12 protein-coding genes are annotated in these 17662 nt (G+C 69.8%); all 12 read left to right on the top strand.

Annotation, left to right across the window (positions count from 1 at the left end):
* Positions 1-1314: 1314 nt before the first annotated feature.
* Positions 1315-2607, top strand: a complete 1293-nt coding sequence (locus ABD810_RS14500; protein WP_344939084.1) for a bifunctional folylpolyglutamate synthase/dihydrofolate synthase — start codon at positions 1315-1317, stop codon at positions 2605-2607.
* A 272-nt stretch (positions 2608-2879) separates the two neighbouring features.
* Positions 2880-3215 (top strand): DUF4233 domain-containing protein, encoded by a 336-nt coding sequence (locus ABD810_RS14505; RefSeq protein ID WP_344939087.1) that lies wholly within the window; start codon positions 2880-2882, stop codon positions 3213-3215.
* 17 nt (positions 3216-3232) lie between these two features.
* A complete protein-coding gene (locus tag ABD810_RS14510; RefSeq protein WP_344939090.1) occupies positions 3233-4831 on the top strand; it encodes a hypothetical protein in 1599 nt (532 codons plus the stop codon).
* Positions 4832-4902: 71 nt separating this feature from the next.
* Complete coding sequence (gene ndk, locus ABD810_RS14515; protein ID WP_344939093.1) at positions 4903-5313, top strand: nucleoside-diphosphate kinase; 411 nt, start codon at positions 4903-4905, stop codon at positions 5311-5313.
* Between the two features lie 296 nt (positions 5314-5609).
* On the top strand, positions 5610-6641 hold the full coding sequence (locus tag ABD810_RS14520; protein ID WP_363921266.1) for a rod shape-determining protein: 1032 nt from the start codon (positions 5610-5612) through the stop codon (positions 6639-6641).
* Between the two features lie 16 nt (positions 6642-6657).
* On the top strand, positions 6658-7833 hold the full coding sequence (gene mreC / locus ABD810_RS14525; protein WP_344939096.1) for a rod shape-determining protein MreC: 1176 nt from the start codon (positions 6658-6660) through the stop codon (positions 7831-7833).
* Positions 7834-7837: 4 nt separating this feature from the next.
* Positions 7838-8368, top strand: coding sequence for a rod shape-determining protein MreD (mreD, locus tag ABD810_RS14530; protein ID WP_344939099.1), 531 nt, complete (start codon positions 7838-7840; stop codon positions 8366-8368).
* On the top strand, positions 8365-10413 hold the full coding sequence (mrdA, locus tag ABD810_RS14535) for a penicillin-binding protein 2 (RefSeq protein WP_344939103.1): 2049 nt from the start codon (positions 8365-8367) through the stop codon (positions 10411-10413). The genes mreD and mrdA overlap by 4 nt, the downstream gene beginning before the upstream one ends.
* Complete coding sequence (gene rodA / locus ABD810_RS14540) at positions 10410-11573, top strand: rod shape-determining protein RodA (protein WP_344939106.1); 1164 nt, start codon at positions 10410-10412, stop codon at positions 11571-11573. Before mrdA ends, rodA begins: the two co-directional genes overlap by 4 nt.
* A gap of 93 nt (positions 11574-11666) precedes the next feature.
* Entirely contained in the window at positions 11667-13589 is a 1923-nt protein-coding gene (locus tag ABD810_RS14545; protein ID WP_344939109.1) for a TIGR03960 family B12-binding radical SAM protein, read from the top strand.
* Between the two features lie 197 nt (positions 13590-13786).
* Positions 13787-14560 carry a TIGR03936 family radical SAM-associated protein gene (locus tag ABD810_RS14550; RefSeq protein WP_344939112.1) on the top strand — a complete coding sequence of 258 codons (774 nt, stop codon included), beginning with the start codon at positions 13787-13789 and terminating at the stop codon, positions 14558-14560.
* A gap of 104 nt (positions 14561-14664) precedes the next feature.
* Entirely contained in the window at positions 14665-17562 is a 2898-nt protein-coding gene (locus tag ABD810_RS14555) for an Rne/Rng family ribonuclease (RefSeq protein WP_344939115.1), read from the top strand.
* The last annotated feature ends 100 nt before the right edge of the window (positions 17563-17662 follow it).

The following is a 17662-nucleotide window of genomic DNA, read 5'->3' on the forward strand; positions in this document are numbered from 1 at the left end:
CCGAACCCCTTTTCACCGTCCAGGTCCCCCTCGTCATGTCCGCCGAGCACCTCGTCGTTGGCCGCGGCTTGCCACGGTTCGTCGTCATCCTTTGACACGGCCTCAATGGCTGGCGTCCAACCACCCCACCCGGGAGCCGGCAGGCTCCCACCGACAGCGGCGAGCAATCGATCAACAAGGCCCGGCGAGAAGGGGCCCCGGCTCACCCACCCACCCCCGTTTCCCGCCGTAGGACGGCGCCGGATTCGCAGCTCCGCTTCCCGCCGCATCGGCGCCGCACCACACCACCCGGGCACCGGAGGTGAGGTGAGGTCTTGCTGGTGAGGTCGAGGGGACCAGAGCAGATCACCTCCAGTGCCGAATGGTGTGTTGCAGCGGCTATGCGATGGGAGGCGGCGGGGGAGGTTGTGCCGATATGCGCGGTGGGGACCGGGGTGGGTGGGCGAGTCGGGGCCCATTCTGGCCGACCGACCTACCCATCGGTTCTTGCTGTCCTCCCTACCAAAGACCTGGATTGGCGTGAGGCTCGTCCCCAACCCTGACCCCAGTCGGCAAGACGACCCGACAGACGATGGGGACGGACAACGGTCAGAGCCGTAGCTCGACATGAACATACCCAGCATGAACGTGGAATGGTTCGGCGAGAATGGGTCCCGACTCACCCACCCATCCCAGCTCCCCGCCGCACAATGGCGCCGAGTTCATCACCTTGCCTCCCGCCGTATCGGCGCCGGTTGGGAATCCCATCGGTAACGGAGTTGCCGACCGCAAGCCCGTCGCGATCAGACACGATCGCGAGTACGGAACCTGAAGGCGGCCCACACGGCTGGACGGCCACAGAGCTGGATTGTGGTGAGGTCTTGTTGCTGAGGTGGGGACGGCCGCAGATCACGTCCGGTGCTCGGGGTGGTGTGCTTCGGCGCCGATGCGGCGGGAAGTGACGCGGTGAATCCGGCGCCGTTGTACGGCGGGTAGCCGGGGGTGGGTGGGTGAGCCGGGGTCCATTCTCGCCGAACCATTGCGCGGGTTCATGCTCGCCGATGGTCGACTCGCGGGGGATGCGGGCGCCGATCGCCTCCGGTGCCCCGGTGGTGTGCTTCGGCGCCGATGCGGCGGGGAGCGACGCGGTGAATCCGGCGCCGTTGTACGGCGGGCACCCCCGGGGGTGGGTGGGTGAGCCGGGGTCCATTCTCGCCGGCCACTTCGCGCGTTCATGCTCGCGGATGGTCGGGTCGCATTAGAGGCGCGGCGTGAGCCGCTCGCCCTGGTAAGTAGGCTTCATCTGTGGAATATCAGGCGGTCGAAAAAGCGATCTTGCAGCGAGGGGTGGAGTGGGTCGTCGATCCCACCCTGGACCGGATACACGTTCTGATGGATCTGCTGGGGCAGCCGCAGCGGGCCTATCCGGTCGTGCACATCACCGGCACCAACGGCAAGTCGAGCACAGCCCGCATGATCGACACCCTGCTCCGGGAGCGCAATCTCCGGGTCGGCCGGTTCACCAGCCCGCACCTGACCTCGATGCGCGAGCGGATCGCTCTCGACGGGCAGCCTCTCAGCGAGGACAAGTTCGTCGAGATCTATGAGGACGTCCGTCCCTACCTTGAGCTTGTCGACGAGCGGCAGGGCACGCTGTCGTTCTTCGAGACGCTTACGGCCATGGCCTACGCGGCCTTCGCCGACGCGCCGGTCGACGTCGCGGTCATCGAGGTCGGCATGGGGGGCACCTGGGATGCGACCAACGTGGCCGAGGGTGCCGTCGCGGTCGTCACCCCCATCTCCCTCGACCATGTCAACTACCTCGGGCCCGACATCGAGACGATCGCCCGTGAGAAGTCCGGCATCATCAAGTCCGGTGCGACCGCGGTGCTGGCGCAGCAGCCTGTCGAGGCGGCCGAGGTCCTGATGCGGCGTGCCGCCGAGGCGGGGGCGACGGTCGCCCGCGAGGGCCTGGAGTTCGGCGTCACCCAGCGCGAGGTCGCCATGGGCGGCCAGCTTCTCCGTCTGCAGGGTCTCAAGGGCGTTTACGAGGAGGTCTTCCTCCCGCTCTTCGGGGAGTACCAGGCGGGCAACGCCGCCTGCGCGCTGGCCGCCGTCGAGGCGCTCACCGGTGGCGACGACCCGCTCGACTCCGAGATCGTACGGCGGGCGTTCGCGCAGGTGTCCTCGCCAGGGCGGCTGGAGGTGATCCGGCGCGGGCCCACGGTCGTCGTGGACGCCGCCCACAATCCCGGTGCGATGGAGTCGGTCGTCCAGGCGATGGAGGAGTCCTTCGGGTTCAGCAGGCTGGTCGCCGTTATCGCGATGATGGCCGACAAGGACGTGACCAGCGTGCTGGAGCTGCTCGAGCCGATCGTGGAGGAGGTCGTCGTCACGCGTAACTCCTCACCGCGCTCCATGGATCCCGAGGAGCTCGCGGCCCTGGCCGAAGGCATCTTCGGCAGCGAGCGCGTCCATGAGGCCGCGCGGATCGACGACGCCATCGACATCGCCCTCGGCCTGGCAGAGGAGACCGGCGAGTTCGCCGGCGCCGGAGTCCTGATCACCGGATCGGTCGTCACCGTCGGCGACGCCCGCACGCTGCTCAAGGCGAGTACCGACCGATGACCCCGACTTCAGGCCACGACGCCCGCACGCTGCTCAAGGCGAGTACCGACCGATGACCCCGACTTCAGGTCGCCAAGCCCTGCGGGGAACGCCGGGGAGTCCCGCGAGAATCCAAGCTGCCCACACCCGCCACGAATCACCCGTGAACTCGACGCCCACTCCAGGTACGCCGGCTGACGTGCGTCACGCTGACGAGGGAGTGCTCAGGTGATCTTCGCTGTCGCCGTTGACGCGCGGGCCGTTGTCGATGGTGCCGCCCAGGAAGGGGTCTTGTGAACTTCACCGTCACGCCTGGTATGCGGCGCCTGTGCGCGAGTGTGCTGGGCATGGAGGCCATCGTGCTTGCCCTGATCATTCCTGTGGCCATCATGGTCAACGGGGTGGCACCGGCCGTCGCGGTCACGGTCGGCGTCGGGCTGGCGCTGGCGTGTGTGGTCGTGGCGGGCATCTTGAAGCGGCCGTCCGCCTACATCGCCGGCAGCGTGGTGCAGGTGCTCGCGATCGCCACCGGTTTCCTGGTGCCGATGATGTTCTTCCTCGGCGTCGTGTTCGCTGTTCTTTGGGTCACGGCAATATTCGTTGCTCGGCGTGTCGAGGGCGTGACTTAACGCTAAAGTCGGCCAGTATGGCCGTTCCCCCCACTCAGGCCGCCGGGCTCGCGAGTCTTGGCCGGGTCAATCGTCTGCCGCTCGTGCTCGATGTGATAGTCGGGCTCCTTACCGTGGTCGCGCTTCCACTGGCGATCGTCGCCATCCCCAACACCATCTCCGTCGTCTCCGCCCTGCTTCCTCCGGAAATGGCGGGGGTGGGAATCCTCAGAGCCCACGGGCTCGCCCTGCCGGTGATGCTGTGCGTCGTCCCGCTCGCGGCGGCGGCGCTGAGATGGTTTCCCACAGCGCCGGTTCTCGTGGTGGGGCTGGCGTTCCTCGCCGTGGCCGACCTGGCGGGAGGCTTCGCCGGCTCGACGCCCAGCGTCGGCGCGCTGCGTGTCCTGCACGGCGTCGGCGCGGGCGTGCTCATCCCGGCGACGTTCGCGGCGAGCTGGGAGCGTCGGGACGAGGCCCGGGGCGTCCTGATGCCCATCTGGGCGGCGGCTCTGGCCGTCAGCCTGCTGGCGGCCCAGGCGCTCGCCCTGTGGCCGCTCGACGAGGTGACGTCGTGGCGCGTGACGCTTCAGCCGTATCCCCTGCTGACCGGTGTGGCGCTCGCCCTGGCCGCGGTCTACTTGATCGTCGCGCGCATGGCGAGGGAGTCCGGTGGCGTTCGAGGCTCCGAGACGGCCCCCGATCGCGGGCATCTGGCGCTCGCCGCCGGGCCGTCCGCCGGCATCGCCGTCCTGGCCTTCGGGACCACCTTCGACTGGCCTTCGGGTCTGATCGTCGCCGCCGCCGCGGTCGCGGTGGTCATGTTGCTCGCGATGGCGTCCGTCGCCCGGGTGGAGGGGCCTGGTGGCCGCGCGCTCGCGTTCGTCATGGTCGCCGTCGGTCTCGTGGTCCTTCCGACCGCCGCCCAGATGACCTACGTCGAGCTCAGTGGTCTCGGGGGCCCCGGCCTGTCGGGCATGTGGGTCCCGTTCGGGCTCGCCACGCTGATCGCGTTCGCTGCGGCGCTGATGGCCGGCCGGCTGGACGAGGCACTTCTGCCCAAGCTCATCGGCGGAGGGCTGATGACCATGGTCGCGGGACTGTGCGCGGTGCGCCTGGTCATCCCCACGATCTCGGGCATCCCTCTCGTTCTGCCGTTCGCGCTCCTGACGGCCGGTGCGGCCGTGGCGGTCACCTCCGCCGTCCGTGGCGCGGGGCTGCGGGCGGCGCTGTTCGGGCTTTCCCTCTGCTTCCCGGCCGTGCTCAGCGGGTTCCTGCTCGGCACAGGCATCCAGGTCGCCTGGCTGCGTGCGGTCAGCACGTCCGGCCAGGTCACCTCGCAGGCCATGGTCGACGGCTTCGTCGGGGCGTTGCACATCTGGGCGCTTGTCGCGGGCTTCGCCGTCGTGGTGGTGCTGGTCCTTGGCGCCGTCCTCGCGCGCCGCGCCTCCGATCCACACTCGCCGGCGGCCGGGCGGTCCGCGTCCGTGGCTCAGGTCACCGAGCCCGAGAAGGACGGTTCGCCCGGCGGTCCGTCCACCGGCGGGCAGGACACCGTGATGATCCCGGTGGTCCCGCCGCCGGCCCGGTCTCCCGAGGGGACCGCCGGCGAGGACGGTGGTGACGACTCCGCCCGGTAAGCTGCGCACACGCTTCCCCTATTGTCGGCCGTCGCGCGCGGCGGCCGGTGATCACAACAAAGGAGATACCCGTGTCCGAGCGCACGCTTGTCCTGATCAAGCCCGACGGTGTCCGCCGTGGCCTCATCGGTGACGTGATCGCCCGCGTGGAGCGCAAGGGCCTCAAGGTCGTGGCCATGGACCTTCGCACGCTGGACGCCGAGACCGCCAAGGCCCACTACGCCGAGCACTCCGAGAGGCCGTTCTTCGGCGAGCTTGTCGAGTTCATCACCTCGGGTCCGCTGGTCGCGATGGTCCTCGAGGGCCCGCGTGCGGTCGAGGCCTTCCGCGCGCTCGCGGGTGCCACCGACCCGGTGAAGTCGGCGCCCGGCACGATCCGCGGTGACCACGCTCTGGAGATCGGCGAGAACATCGTCCACGGATCCGACTCGCCTGAGTCGGCGGCTCGCGAGGTCAAGATTTTCTTCCCGGACCGTTTCTGAGCGTTGCCGCTGAGCATGTCGCTTGAAGCGTGATCCACGCTTATTCGTGGCCTTCCAGCGTGATTCGTGCGAGATGAGGCCCCGGTGCGCGGTGCGCGCCGGGGCCTTTCGCGCGCCGACGGCGGCGTGGGCGTGAAAACGCTGTAATCGCAGGTCGCAGGGGTCGTGTCGCGGATGTGCGACAAGATTTTCCCGAGCCGAACGGCTCGTTGCCTTCGCGAGTGGGTACGTCACGTTACGATTCGAATGCGAATCGTAATCTCTCGCGAACGACCTGAAGGAAGGTTTCCTTCCCCATGGGCAGCAAGCTGGCATTCCTCGGCCGTGACATGGCCGTCGACCTGGGCACGGCCAACACGTTGGTCTACGTGCGCGGGCGCGGCATCGTGCTCAACGAGCCGTCGGTGGTCGCCATCAACACCACCACCGGCAAGATCGTGGCTGTGGGCATCGAGGCCAAGAGGATGATTGGCCGAACGCCCGGCAACATCGTGGCGATACGCCCTCTCAAGGACGGCGTCATCGCCGACTTCGACGTCACTGAACGCATGTTGCGCTATTTCATTCAACGGGTGCATAAACGGCGGCAGTTCGCCAAACCGCGCATCATCGTGGCCGTCCCCAGTGGCATCACCGGGGTCGAGCAGCGTGCGGTGAAAGAGGCGGGTTACCAGGCCGGCGCGCGCCGGGTCTACATCATCGAGGAGCCGATGGCGGCCGCCATTGGTGCCCGGCTGCCCGTCCACGAGCCGACGGGCAACATGGTCGTCGATATAGGAGGTGGCACGACCGAGGTCGCGATCATCTCGATGGGCGGCATCGTGACGAGCCAGTCCATCCGCGTCGGAGGCGACGAGCTCGATCAGGCGATCATCGCCTTCGCGAAGAAGGAGTACTCCCTGATGCTCGGGGAGCGCACCGCCGAGGAGATTAAGATCGCGATCGGCTCGGCGTGCCCGATGGGTGACGACTGCCACGCGGAGATCCGTGGACGCGACCTGGTCACCGGCCTGCCCAAGACGATCGTGGTCTCGGCCGACGAGATCCGCAAGGCCACCGAGGAGCCGCTCAAGTCCATCGTCGACGCGGTGAAGTCCACCCTCGACAAGTGCCCGCCTGAGCTCTCGGGAGACCTGATGGACCGTGGGGTCGCCCTCACCGGTGGCGGAGCGCTCCTGAAGGGCATGGACGACCGGCTGCGTGACGAGACCGGTATGCCCATCCATCTCGTGGAGAACGCCCTCGACTCGGTGGCGCTGGGTTCGGGCAAGTGTGTCGAGGAGTTCGAAGTCCTGCAGCAGGTGCTGGTGCCGGAGCCGAGACACTAATGGAGCAGAGACACTGATGAGGGATACCCGCCGTGCGCGGTTGATCCTTGGCCTCCTGCTGGCCGTGGCGCTCGTACTGATCACCATCGACCACCGGCAGCGTGACGATTCCCTGTTCGAGCCGGCCCGCTCGGCGGCGGCCTCGTTGTTCGGCGTGGCCGAGCGGGCGGGCACGGACGTCGCCAAGCCGGTGGGTGATTTCATCGACACCTTCGCCTCCGCCCCCGAGTCCAAGCGGCGGCTCGCGCTGCTGCGGGCGGAGAACGCCCGGCTGCGGCAGGAGTTGACCGCGCACAGCCTCGACCGCCACCGATCGGCGGAGCTGACCCGCATGCTGGGGCTCTCCGGCCTCGGTGGCTACCGCGTGGTGGCAGCACAGGTGATCGCCAGGCGCGGCGTCCCTGGTTTCGAGGACGCGGTCGAGATCGACGCGGGCACGGGCGACGGGATCAGGTCGGAGATGACCGTGCTCAACGGTGACGGGCTGGTCGGCCGGGTGGTCCACACCAGTCCGGCCACCTCCACCGTGGTCCTGCTGACCGACCCCGCGTCGTCGGCGGGGGCGCGGCTGGAGGGGAACAGCCAGGTCGGTGTCGTGACCGGCCTCGGCCCGGTCGCCGGTGGACGCCTCATCCGGTTCCGGCTCCTCGACGCGGCCGCACCGCTGACCGCCGGGCGCCGCATCGTGAGCTTCGGCTCGCAGCACGGCATGCCGTACGCGCCGGGCCTGCCGGTCGGCACCATCCAGCACGTCGAGGCCACGCCCGGCGAGCTCACCCGGGTCGCGTACGCCAAGCCCTTCGTCGACTTCACGGCGCTCGACGTCGTCGGGGTGGTCGTACGAGCGCCGCAGCGCGATCCCCGGGACGCGATGCTGCCCCCGCCGCCTCCGGTGGCGTCCAAGGCGCGCGCCGCCACGCCACCGGCCACGACCCCCACCGCTCCGCCGTCCTCGTCCCCGCCGACCGCTTCACCGACCCCGTCCACGACGGTGCGGGACCAGGGTGGCGAGAGGCCGCGCGCCGCCCGCGAGCGGGGGTCCGGTACGAGCCGGCAGCCGGTCCGCGCCCGGCGGGCCCGCATGCCGCAGCGACCGGCGCAGGCGCGGCCCGCCGGGCCGCGTCAGCAGCCCGCGGGCACGCGCGAGCGGCCGGAGGCGAGAAAGCACGACCAGGCCGGCGAGAGGACATGAGGGCGTGATCCGAGCGATGGCGGCGGTGCTGCTGGTCGGCTTCATCATGATCGTGCAGGTTTCCGTCGTGAACCGCCTTCCGCTGCCCGGCGGTGGCGCCCCCGATCTCCTCCTGCTCGGAGTGGTGCTGTTGGCGCTGGCGCGTGGGGCGGTGGCGGGGGCCGTCACCGGCTTCGCCACGGGGCTGACGACCGATCTGCTGCCCCCCTCCGCCCACGTCATGGGGCAGTACGCCCTGGTCTTCTGCGTGGTGGGCTTCATGGCGGGCCGTGCCTCCGAGCGGGCGCCCGACTACTCCGCGGTCACGGTCATCGTCGCGGTGATGGTCGCGCCGTTCCTGGCGGCGGGGGTGGGCGGCCTGCTCGGCGATCCCCGGGCCGACTGGGGGACACTGCTCAACCTGTGGCCCTCGCTGGTGCTGTACAACCTGGCGCTGGCCGCGCTGGTCTTCTGGGGGGTGTCCCGGTTCACCGGCGAGCGGCGCAGGCGCGAGGCCGTGCCCACCGGGGCCTATCCGGTACGGAGGCGGGTGTGATCCGGGTCCGCGCCAGGTTGGTGGTGCTGCAGTTCCTCGTTCTGACCCTGCTCGCGGTCCTCACCATGCGGCTGTGGCAGGTGCAGGTCGTGCGGGGCGGCCAGTTCGTGGCGGCGGCCACCGAGACCCGCACCCGCGACGTCATCGTCCCCGCCGTGCGGGGGCAGATCCTGGACGCCAGCGGGCGCCCTCTGGTGCGCAACCGCACCGCGCTGGTCGTCTCGGTCGACCGCGCCGAGACCGAGCGCATGCGAGACGGCGGCATGGCCGTGCTCAAGCGACTGGCGGCGGTGCTCGACCGGCCGGTCAAGGAACTGCGGGAGCGCATCCGCCCCTGCGGGCCGCATGTGACCCGTCCCTGCTGGCCCGGGTCCCTCTACTCGCCGATCCCGATCGACGACAAGGTCAACCCCCGGCAGGCACTGCAGATCCTCGAGCGGCAGGAGGACTTCCCCGGGGTCATCGCCGAGGTCCAGGCCGTACGGGAGTATCCCCTCGGCACCGGAGCCTCGCAGACCCTCGGCTACCTCCAGCCGGTGACCGAGGCGGAGCTGAAGAAGCGCTCCAAGCTCAAGGCGAACTTCTCCGGTGTCGACCTCGTCGGCAGGGACGGTCTCGAATACGTCTACGACGAGGCGCTGCGCGGATCCCCGGGGCTGCGCAGGGTCCAGGTCGACCGCATGGGCAAGGTCCTCGGGGTCGAGCGCCAGACCGCCCCGGTCGCCGGCGACATCTTGATCACCAACATGGACGCCAACGTGCAGAAGATCGTCGACCAGGCGCTGGCGAACGCCATGAAGAACGCGCCCAAGGCCGACGGCGCCGCCGCGGTCGTCCTCGACGTGAAGACGGGCGGGGTCGTCGCGATCGGAAGCATGCCGACCTACGATCCCGGGGTCTGGGCCGGCGGCATCTCCGAGAAGGACTACCAGCGGCTGCTCTCCGAGCGGGCGGGGCTGCCGCTGATCTCCCGGGCCACCCACGGCCAGTACGCGCCGGGTTCGACGTTCAAGGTCTCCTCCGTGTCGGCGATGGTGGGGGACGGCTACCCGCTGAAGGGCAAGTACGACTGCCCGGGGGTCTACGACGTCGCGGGCACGGCCTTTCACAACTTCCGCGGCATCGGCCTGGGCGTGCTCGACCTTCACATGGCGCTGGTGAAGTCCTGTGACACGATCTTCTATCGGGCGGCGTACGAGATGTGGCGGCGGGACGGCGGCCTGAAGCCCGTGAAACATCCCAAGGAACCGATGACCAAGACGGCCAAGGCGTTCGGGTTCGGCAGGAAGACCGGCATCGACCTGCCCGGCGAGGTGCCGGGACGCATCCCCGGCCGCGCCTGGAAGAAGGAGATGTGGTCCGCCACCCGGCATCTCAGCTGCACACGGGCCAAGACCGGCTATCCGGAGGTGGAGAAGAAGGACCCTGGCCGCGCCGCGTACCTGAAGAGGCTGGCCAACGAGAACTGCCTCGAAGGGTTCGACTGGAAGGCCGCCGAGGCCGCCAACCTCTCCATCGGGCAGGGCGACGTGCTGGTCACACCGCTGCAACTCGCCGTCGCCTACGCCGCCCTGGTCGGTGACGGCAAACTGCGCAGCCCGCGGATCGGCAAGGCGATCGTGCGGCCCGACGGCACCCAGGTGCAGGCGATCAAGGCGCCGGTGGTGGGCCGGCTTCCGATCGACACGGGCACCCGCGACTACATCCGCGCCGCGCTGAGCGAGGTGACCTCGGACGGTACGGCCGCGGGCGCCTTCAGCGGGTTCCCGATGAACGTGGTGAAGATCGGTGGCAAGACCGGTACCGCCGAGGTCTACGGCAAGGAGGACACCTCGTGGTTCGCCTCCTTCGCGCCGGCGGGCGATCCCAGGTTCGTGGTCGTGGTCACGGTCTCGCAGGGTGGCCAGGGCGCCATGGCCGCCGCCCCGGCGGCACGCGAGATCTACGAGGGGATCTACGGCATCAAGGGCAAGCCGGCGCTGCCGGGGGGTAAGCCGGTCGACCGCCTCCCGGCGATCAGGAAAGACGGGACGGTCGTGCAGTGAACCAGACCCTCGTCCCGCAGAGCCGCTCCTTGGTCCGCAGGGCCATGGGCGCGCAGTCGGCGGTGTGGCGCATCGACGGCGTCCTGCTGGTCGCCGTCCTGGCACTGTCGATCATCGGGACACTGCTGGTGTGGTCCTCGACGCGCACCTGGGCGGCGGGGGCGCCGACCGGGATGGTCAAGAAGCACATCCTCAACCTCGTCATCGGGTGGGTGCTCTTCGGGATCGCCGCGCTGGCCGACCAGCGCACGCTACGGATCTACGCCCCCGCCGTGTACGGCGTGGCGCTGCTCGGGCTGTTCGCGGTGATCACCCCGCTCGGCTCGACGATCAACGGGTCGCACTCCTGGATCCTGCTGGGCGGCGGGTTCGCGGTCCAGCCGTCGGAGCTCGCGAAACCGGCGCTGATCCTCATGCTGAGCGCGTTGCTCGCCGAGCCCGCCCCGGGCACCGACCGGCCGCGGCCGCTCGACCTGCTGCTCTGCATCGCCGCCGCGGCCATCGCGATGGGCCTGATCATGCTCCAGCCCGACTTCGGCACCACGATGGTCCTCGCCGTGATCACCGGGAGCTGCATGATCTTCGCCGGGCTGCGCAAGCGCTACATCGTCGGGCTGGCCGCGCTCACCGTGGCCGGAGCCGTGGCCATCTGGCTGCTCGGCCTGCTCAAGCCCTACCAGGTGGCGCGGTTCACCGCGTTCATCAACCCGGCCAACGACCCGCGCGGAGCGGGATACAACAGCACGCAGGCACTGATCGCGATCGGATCGGGGGAGCTGTTCGGCAAGGGGCTGTTCCACGGGGGGCAGACCACCGGGCGGTTCGTGCCCGAGCAGCACACCGACTTCATCTTCACCGTCGCGGGAGAGGAGTTCGGGTTCCTCGGCGCGATCACCGTGGTCGCGCTGCTCGGGGTGGTGCTGCTGCGGGGCCTGCGCATCGCCCGGCAGTGCGACGACCGATTCGGGGCGCTGGTGGTGGGGGGCGTCGTCTGCTGGTTCGCCTTCCAGACGTTCGTCAACGTGGGCATGACCATCGGAATCATGCCGATCACCGGGGTGCCGCTGCCCTTCGTGTCGTACGGCGGCACCGCGACGTTCGCCAACATGATCGCCGTGGGATTACTGCAGGCCGTCCATATACGTGAGCGCCCGTTCTAGCGCCGGTCACCGGGGAGGTCAACCGGCGTGAGCCGCCCGGTCGAGGCGGTCCGGTGGCGCGAGCCCCGGCGGCCAGCAACTACGCTTGGTCGCATGTCTGTCGAGTCTCTGTTTCCCCGTCTGGAAGCGCTGCTGCCCAATGTGCAGAAGCCGATCCAGTATGTGGGGGGTGAGCTCAACTCGACCGTAAAGGATTGGGATGAGGCGACCGTCCGCTGGGCGCTGATGTATCCCGACGCCTACGAGGTGGGCCTGCCCAACCAGGGCGTCCAGATCCTCTACGAGATCCTGAACGAGCTCCCCGAGACGCTGGCCGAGCGCACCTACGCCGTCTGGCCCGACCTCGAGGCGCTCATGCGCGAGCACGGGGTGCCGCAGTTCACGGTCGACGCGCACCGCCCGGTGCGGGCGTTCGACGTGCTGGGCGTCTCGTTCGCGACCGAGCTCGGCTACACCAACATGCTGACCGCTCTCGATCTGGCCGGCATCCCGCTCGCCGCCGTCGACCGCGGTGACGACGACCCGATCGTGCTGGCGGGCGGCCACGCGGCGTTCAACCCCGAGCCGATCGCCGAGTTCCTCGACGCCGCGGTGCTCGGCGACGGCGAGCAGATCAGCATCGCCATCTCCGAGGTCATCCGCGAGTGGAAGGGCGAGGGCAGCCCCGGCGGGCGCGACGAGCTTCTCATGCGCCTCGCCTCGACCGGCGGGGTCTACGTCCCGAAGTTCTACGACGTCGACTACCACCCCGACGGCCGGATCAAGCGGGTGGCGCCCAACAGGTCCGGTGTGCCGTGGCGCGTGCAGAAGCACACCGTCATGGACCTCGACGAGTGGCCCTATCCCAAGAAGCCGCTGGTCCCGCTGGCCGAGACCGTGCACGAGCGCTTCAGCGTGGAGATCTTCCGCGGCTGCACCCGAGGCTGCCGGTTCTGCCAGGCGGGCATGATCACCCGTCCCGTGCGAGAGCGGTCGATCACCACGATCGGCGACATGGTCGAGGCGGGCGTCAAGGAGTCCGGCTTCAACGAGGTCGGCCTGCTCTCGCTGTCGAGCGCCGACCACTCCGAGATCGCCGAGGTCGCCAAGGGCCTGGCCGACCGTTACGAAGGCACCAACACCAGCCTCTCGCTCCCCTCGACCCGGGTCGACGCGTTCAACATCGACCTGGCCAACGAGTTCTCGCGTAACGGCCGGCGCTCCGGCCTGACGTTCGCGCCCGAGGGCGGTTCCGAGCGCATGCGCAAGGTGATCAACAAGATGGTCACCGAGGAAGATCTGATCCGCACCGTCACCACGGCGTACAGCCAGGGCTGGCGGCAGGTGAAGCTCTACTTCATGTGCGGGCTGCCCACCGAGATGGACGAGGACGTGCTCGGCATCGCCGACCTCGCCAAGAAGGTCATCAAGGCGGGCCGCGAGGTCACCGGTTCCCGTGACATCCGCTGCACGGTGTCCATCGGCGGGTTCGTGCCCAAGCCGCACACCCCGTTCCAGTGGGCCGCCCAGTGCGACCACGAGACGGTCGACCGCCGGCTCAAGCAGCTCAAGGACTCCCTGCGCTTCGACAAGCAGTACGGCAAGTCCATCGGTTTCCGCTACCACGACGGCAAGCCGTCGATCGTGGAGGGCCTGCTGTCCCGGGGTGACCGCAGGGTCGGCGCGGTGATCAGGGCCGTGTGGGAGGACGGCGGCCGTTTCGACGGCTGGAGCGAGCACTTCTCCTACGCCCGCTGGATGGCGGGTGCCGAGCGCGGGCTGGAAGGCCAGCCGGTCGACGTCGCCTGGTACACCACGCGCGAGCGCGACGAGGTCGAGGTGCTTCCTTGGGACCACCTGGACGCCGGGCTCGACCGCGAGTGGCTCTGGCAGGACTGGCAGGACGCCACCAGCGAGACCGAGGTCGAGGACTGCCGGTGGACCCCCTGCTACGACTGCGGAGTCTGCCCCACGATGGGCACCGAGATCCAGATCGGTCCGACGGGAAGGAAACTCCTCCCGCTGACGGTCGTCTGACCCGCCGGATGGAAGCAAATACCGCCGGTAACCGTTGACGCTATAGGCCATGCGGTCACGGTGGTCTAGCCTCATCCCGTACGACGTGCGACCAGGTGGCCACGAACGGCCCCTATCCTGGGAAGATGACCAGCGATGACACAGGAAGGATGACGTAGCTGAAGAACCCTGTTCCTGATGGGCCCCCGCCCGCGCCAGTGGTGCAGCGCCTTCGGGTGCGCTACGCCAAGCGTGGCCGTCTGCGGTTCACCAGCCACCGAGACATCTCGCGTGCCATCGAAAGAGCGGTACGCCGGGCCGGTATACCGGTTGGCTTCAGCGCGGGATTCTCCCCCCATCCGAAGATCTCCTACGCGGGAGCCGCCCCCACCGGGGTCGCCAGCGAAGCCGAATATCTCGAGATCGGTGTCGTGTCGGCGTACGAGCCCGAACGGCTCCGTGCCGATCTGGATTCATCGTTGCCACCTGGCCTTGACGTGCTCGACGTCGTCGAGGCGCGCGTGGGCAGCCTGGCCGACAGGCTGGAGTGCTCGGTCTGGGAGGTCCGCCTTCCCGGAGCGAGTGGACACGAGGCGAAGGCGGCGGTCGAGCGGTTCCTGGCCGCCGAGCGTGTCGAGGTCGAACGCCTGACGAAGAAGGGCCTGCGCCGCTTCGACGCGCGGGAGGCCGTGATCGCTTTGACGGCCGATGAAGTACCCGAAGGAACTGCGGGCCGGGAGCCGGGTCAGCCATGTGCGATACTTCGTATGGTTGTCCGGCACGTTACGCCTGCCGTTCGACCTGACGACGTGCTCACGGGTCTGCGTCTTGTGGCTGATTTCGCGCCGCCGTCACCCCCCGCGGTGACCAGGCTGGCGCAGGGTCCGCTCGACGCGCGCACCGGTGGAACCGCCGACCCGCTCGACCTGGACCGCGACATTCGCGGCGGCGAGCCGGGACCGGCTGTGCGGCACGTCAGTGACCACATATAGGACTTGGCGCCGGACCCCCGACAGGTGGCCTGGCGTACAGCGAGAGACGAGAGCTCCCGCGCGGCGCGGTGACGTGCCCGGGAGCCTGACGGGAGAACGCCCGCATGCTCGACAACGAGCCCATCGTCGGGGCCTCTGGCCCTGATGGGGACACAACAGCACAGCACGAAGGCAAGACGGTCAGGCGCCGCCGCGCGGCGAGCCGTCCGGCCGGTCCGCCGCCCGAGGAGGCCGAGCGCCCCGCCGCGCCGGTGAGCCCGCCCCGAACGGCGGCCTCGACGGCCACGCCGGAGGCAGGTCATGCCCCTGCGGCGGATACCGCCCCGGCGACGGCCGCGCCCGCTCCTGAGCCGGCGTCCGCTCCTGAGGCCACACCCGGCGTGGAGGCCGAGGCGGCTCCGAAGCGCACCCGGACGCGCCGCGCCGCGGTCAAGGACCCCGACGCGCCCGCCACCCCGCGCCGCACGCGCACGGCCAAGAAGGCCGCCGTCCCGCAGGACGTCGCCCCGGCCGAGGGCATCGCCTCGTCTGAGCAGATCGCCCAGGCCGAGCAGATCGCCCCGGTCGAGGAGGCCGCCGTAGCGGAGGCCGCCCCGGTGAAGCGCCGGCGCACCAGGAAGGTCGCCGAGGTCGCCGAGGTCGCCGCGGCCCCCGAGGTCGCGGCGGAGCGGTCCAGCGTCGAGAGCCCCGCCGAGTCCGCGATCGCCGAGGCGATCCTGGAGACGCTGCCCGAGGAAGAGCCGCTGGACGACGAGCCCGCCGGCGAGGACATCGCCGAGGAGCCCCAGCCCCAGACCTCGGTCTTCGTCGATCCGTTCGGCCTGACCGCGATGGTCGAGGCGCGTGCGGTGACCCCCGGCATCACCTTCCAGGCTCCCGCCGCGGTGTTCCAGCCGATCTTCCAGGCTCCCGAGCCCCGCTCGGCCGTGCCGCCCGTCGTGGCCCAGCCCCACCCGCAGCCCCAGCAGCAGGCCGAGCCCGCCGCCGAGGAGCCCGATGAGGCCGAGGACTCGGCTGAGACGGCGCAGGACGAGGACGACGACCAGGACGACGCGAGCGGCCGTCGCCGCCGCCGTCGCCGGGGAGGCCGTGGCCGCGGGAAGGTCCGCGACCAGGACGAGTCCGAGGACACCGAGGACACCGACGACGAGCCTCGTGCCGCGACCGCCGGTCAGGCCGCCGAGCCGGCCGAGAGCGAGTCGGCGCGCGACGCAGACCGTGACCAGGACGACGAGGACTCGGGTTCGTCCCGCCGTCGCCGCCGTCGCCGTCGCAGGGGTGGCGACGAGGCCGAGATGCCCGCCGACGACCCGCCCAACACGGTCGTGCGCATCCGCGCGCCCCGGGCCGGACGCACCACCTCGGTGGACGAGGTCCAGGGCTTCCGCGGCTCCACCCGCCTGGAGGCCAAGAAGCAGCGTCGCCGCGAGGGCCGCGAGCAGGGCCGCCGCCGTCCCCCGGTGATCACCGAGTCGGAGTTCCTGGCCCGTCGCGAGTCCGTCGAGCGCGTGATGGTGGTTCGCCGCCAGGGCGGTCGCACCCAGATCGCGGTGCTCGAGGACGGAGTGCTCGTGGAGCACTACGTCGACCGCGAGGCCAGCCAGTCGTACGTGGGCAACGTCTATCTCGGCAAGGTGCAGAACGTCCTGCCGTCGATGGAGGCCGCCTTCATCGACGTCGGCAAGGGCCGCAACGCCGTCCTGTACGCCGGTGAGGTCAACTTCGACACCGCCGGCCTGGAAGGCCAGCCCAAGCGCATCGAGGCGGCCCTGAAGTCGGGGCAGTCGGTGCTCGTCCAGGTCACCAAGGACCCGATGGGGCACAAGGGCGCCCGCCTGACCAGCCAGATCAGCCTGCCCGGCCGTTACCTGGTCTACGTGCCCGACGGCTCCATGACGGGCATCAGCCGCAAGCTCCCCGACAAGGAGCGCACCCGGCTGAAGACCATCCTGAAGAAGGTCATGCCGGAGAACGCCGGGGTGATCGTGCGGACCGCCGCCGAAGGCGCGTCCGAGGAAGAGCTCAGCCGTGACGTGGCCCGCCTGTCGGCGCAGTGGGAGAACATCCAGCGCAAGGCCAAGTCGGCCAGCCCGCCCGAGCTGCTCTCCTCCGAGCCCGACCTGACCATCCGCGTGGTCCGCGACGTCTTCAACGAGGACTTCGCGTCGCTGGTCGTGGCGGGTGACGACGCCTGGGGCACGGTCGACGAGTACGTGCGGTACGTCGCGCCGCACCTGGTCGACCGCCTGGCCAAGTGGGAGGACGGCGACGTCTTCGCGGCCTACCGCATCGACGAGCAGATCTCCAAGGCGATGGAGCGCAAGGTGTGGCTGCCCAGCGGCGGCTCCCTGGTGATCGACCGCACCGAGGCGATGACCGTCGTCGACGTCAACACCGGCAAGTTCACCGGCCAGGGCGGCAACCTGGAGGAGACCGTCACCAGGAACAACCTGGAGGCGGCCGAGGAGATCGTCCGTCAGCTCCGCCTGCGGGACATCGGCGGCATCATCGTCATCGACTTCATCGACATGGTGCTGGAGAGCAACCGTGACCTGGTGCTCCGGCGCATGCTCGAGTGCCTGGCACGCGACCGCACCAAGCACCAGGTCGCCGAGGTCACCTCTCTCGGCCTGGTCCAGATGACCCGTAAGCGGGTCGGACAGGGCCTCCTGGAGGCCTTCTCGACGCCGTGTGACTGCTGCAACGGGCGCGGCCTGATCGTCTCGACCGAGCCGGTGGAGAGCAAGGCCATCGAGCCCAGGCCCACGCAGGGCAAGATGGCGATCGAGAAGACGGTGGCCGAGAAGCTCGACAAGGCCGGCGGTGACAGGCTTCTCAAGGACAGCGGTGTGGCGGTGGCCGCTAACGGCGAGGGCAGCCGTGATAGCGTGACTGATGCGCTTGACGGCTTCGCAGGTGACGAGGCGCAAGCCGCACAGCCTTCAGTCCGGGGGCGGCGACGCTCCCGAAAGGCCACCAGACCAGCCGGGCCGGCCGAGTAGGCCGGCAACCGGCGTTCCGTCCGGTTCGACCAGGGCACCCGCAATCCGGTATCCTAGTCAATCGGTGCGTCCGGTGGCGCGCCTAGCTTCGCGCGCCTAC

The sequence above is a fragment of the Sphaerisporangium flaviroseum genome (genome assembly GCF_039537005.1).
In the GTDB taxonomy this organism is placed as follows: domain Bacteria; phylum Actinomycetota; class Actinomycetes; order Streptosporangiales; family Streptosporangiaceae; genus Sphaerisporangium; species Sphaerisporangium flaviroseum.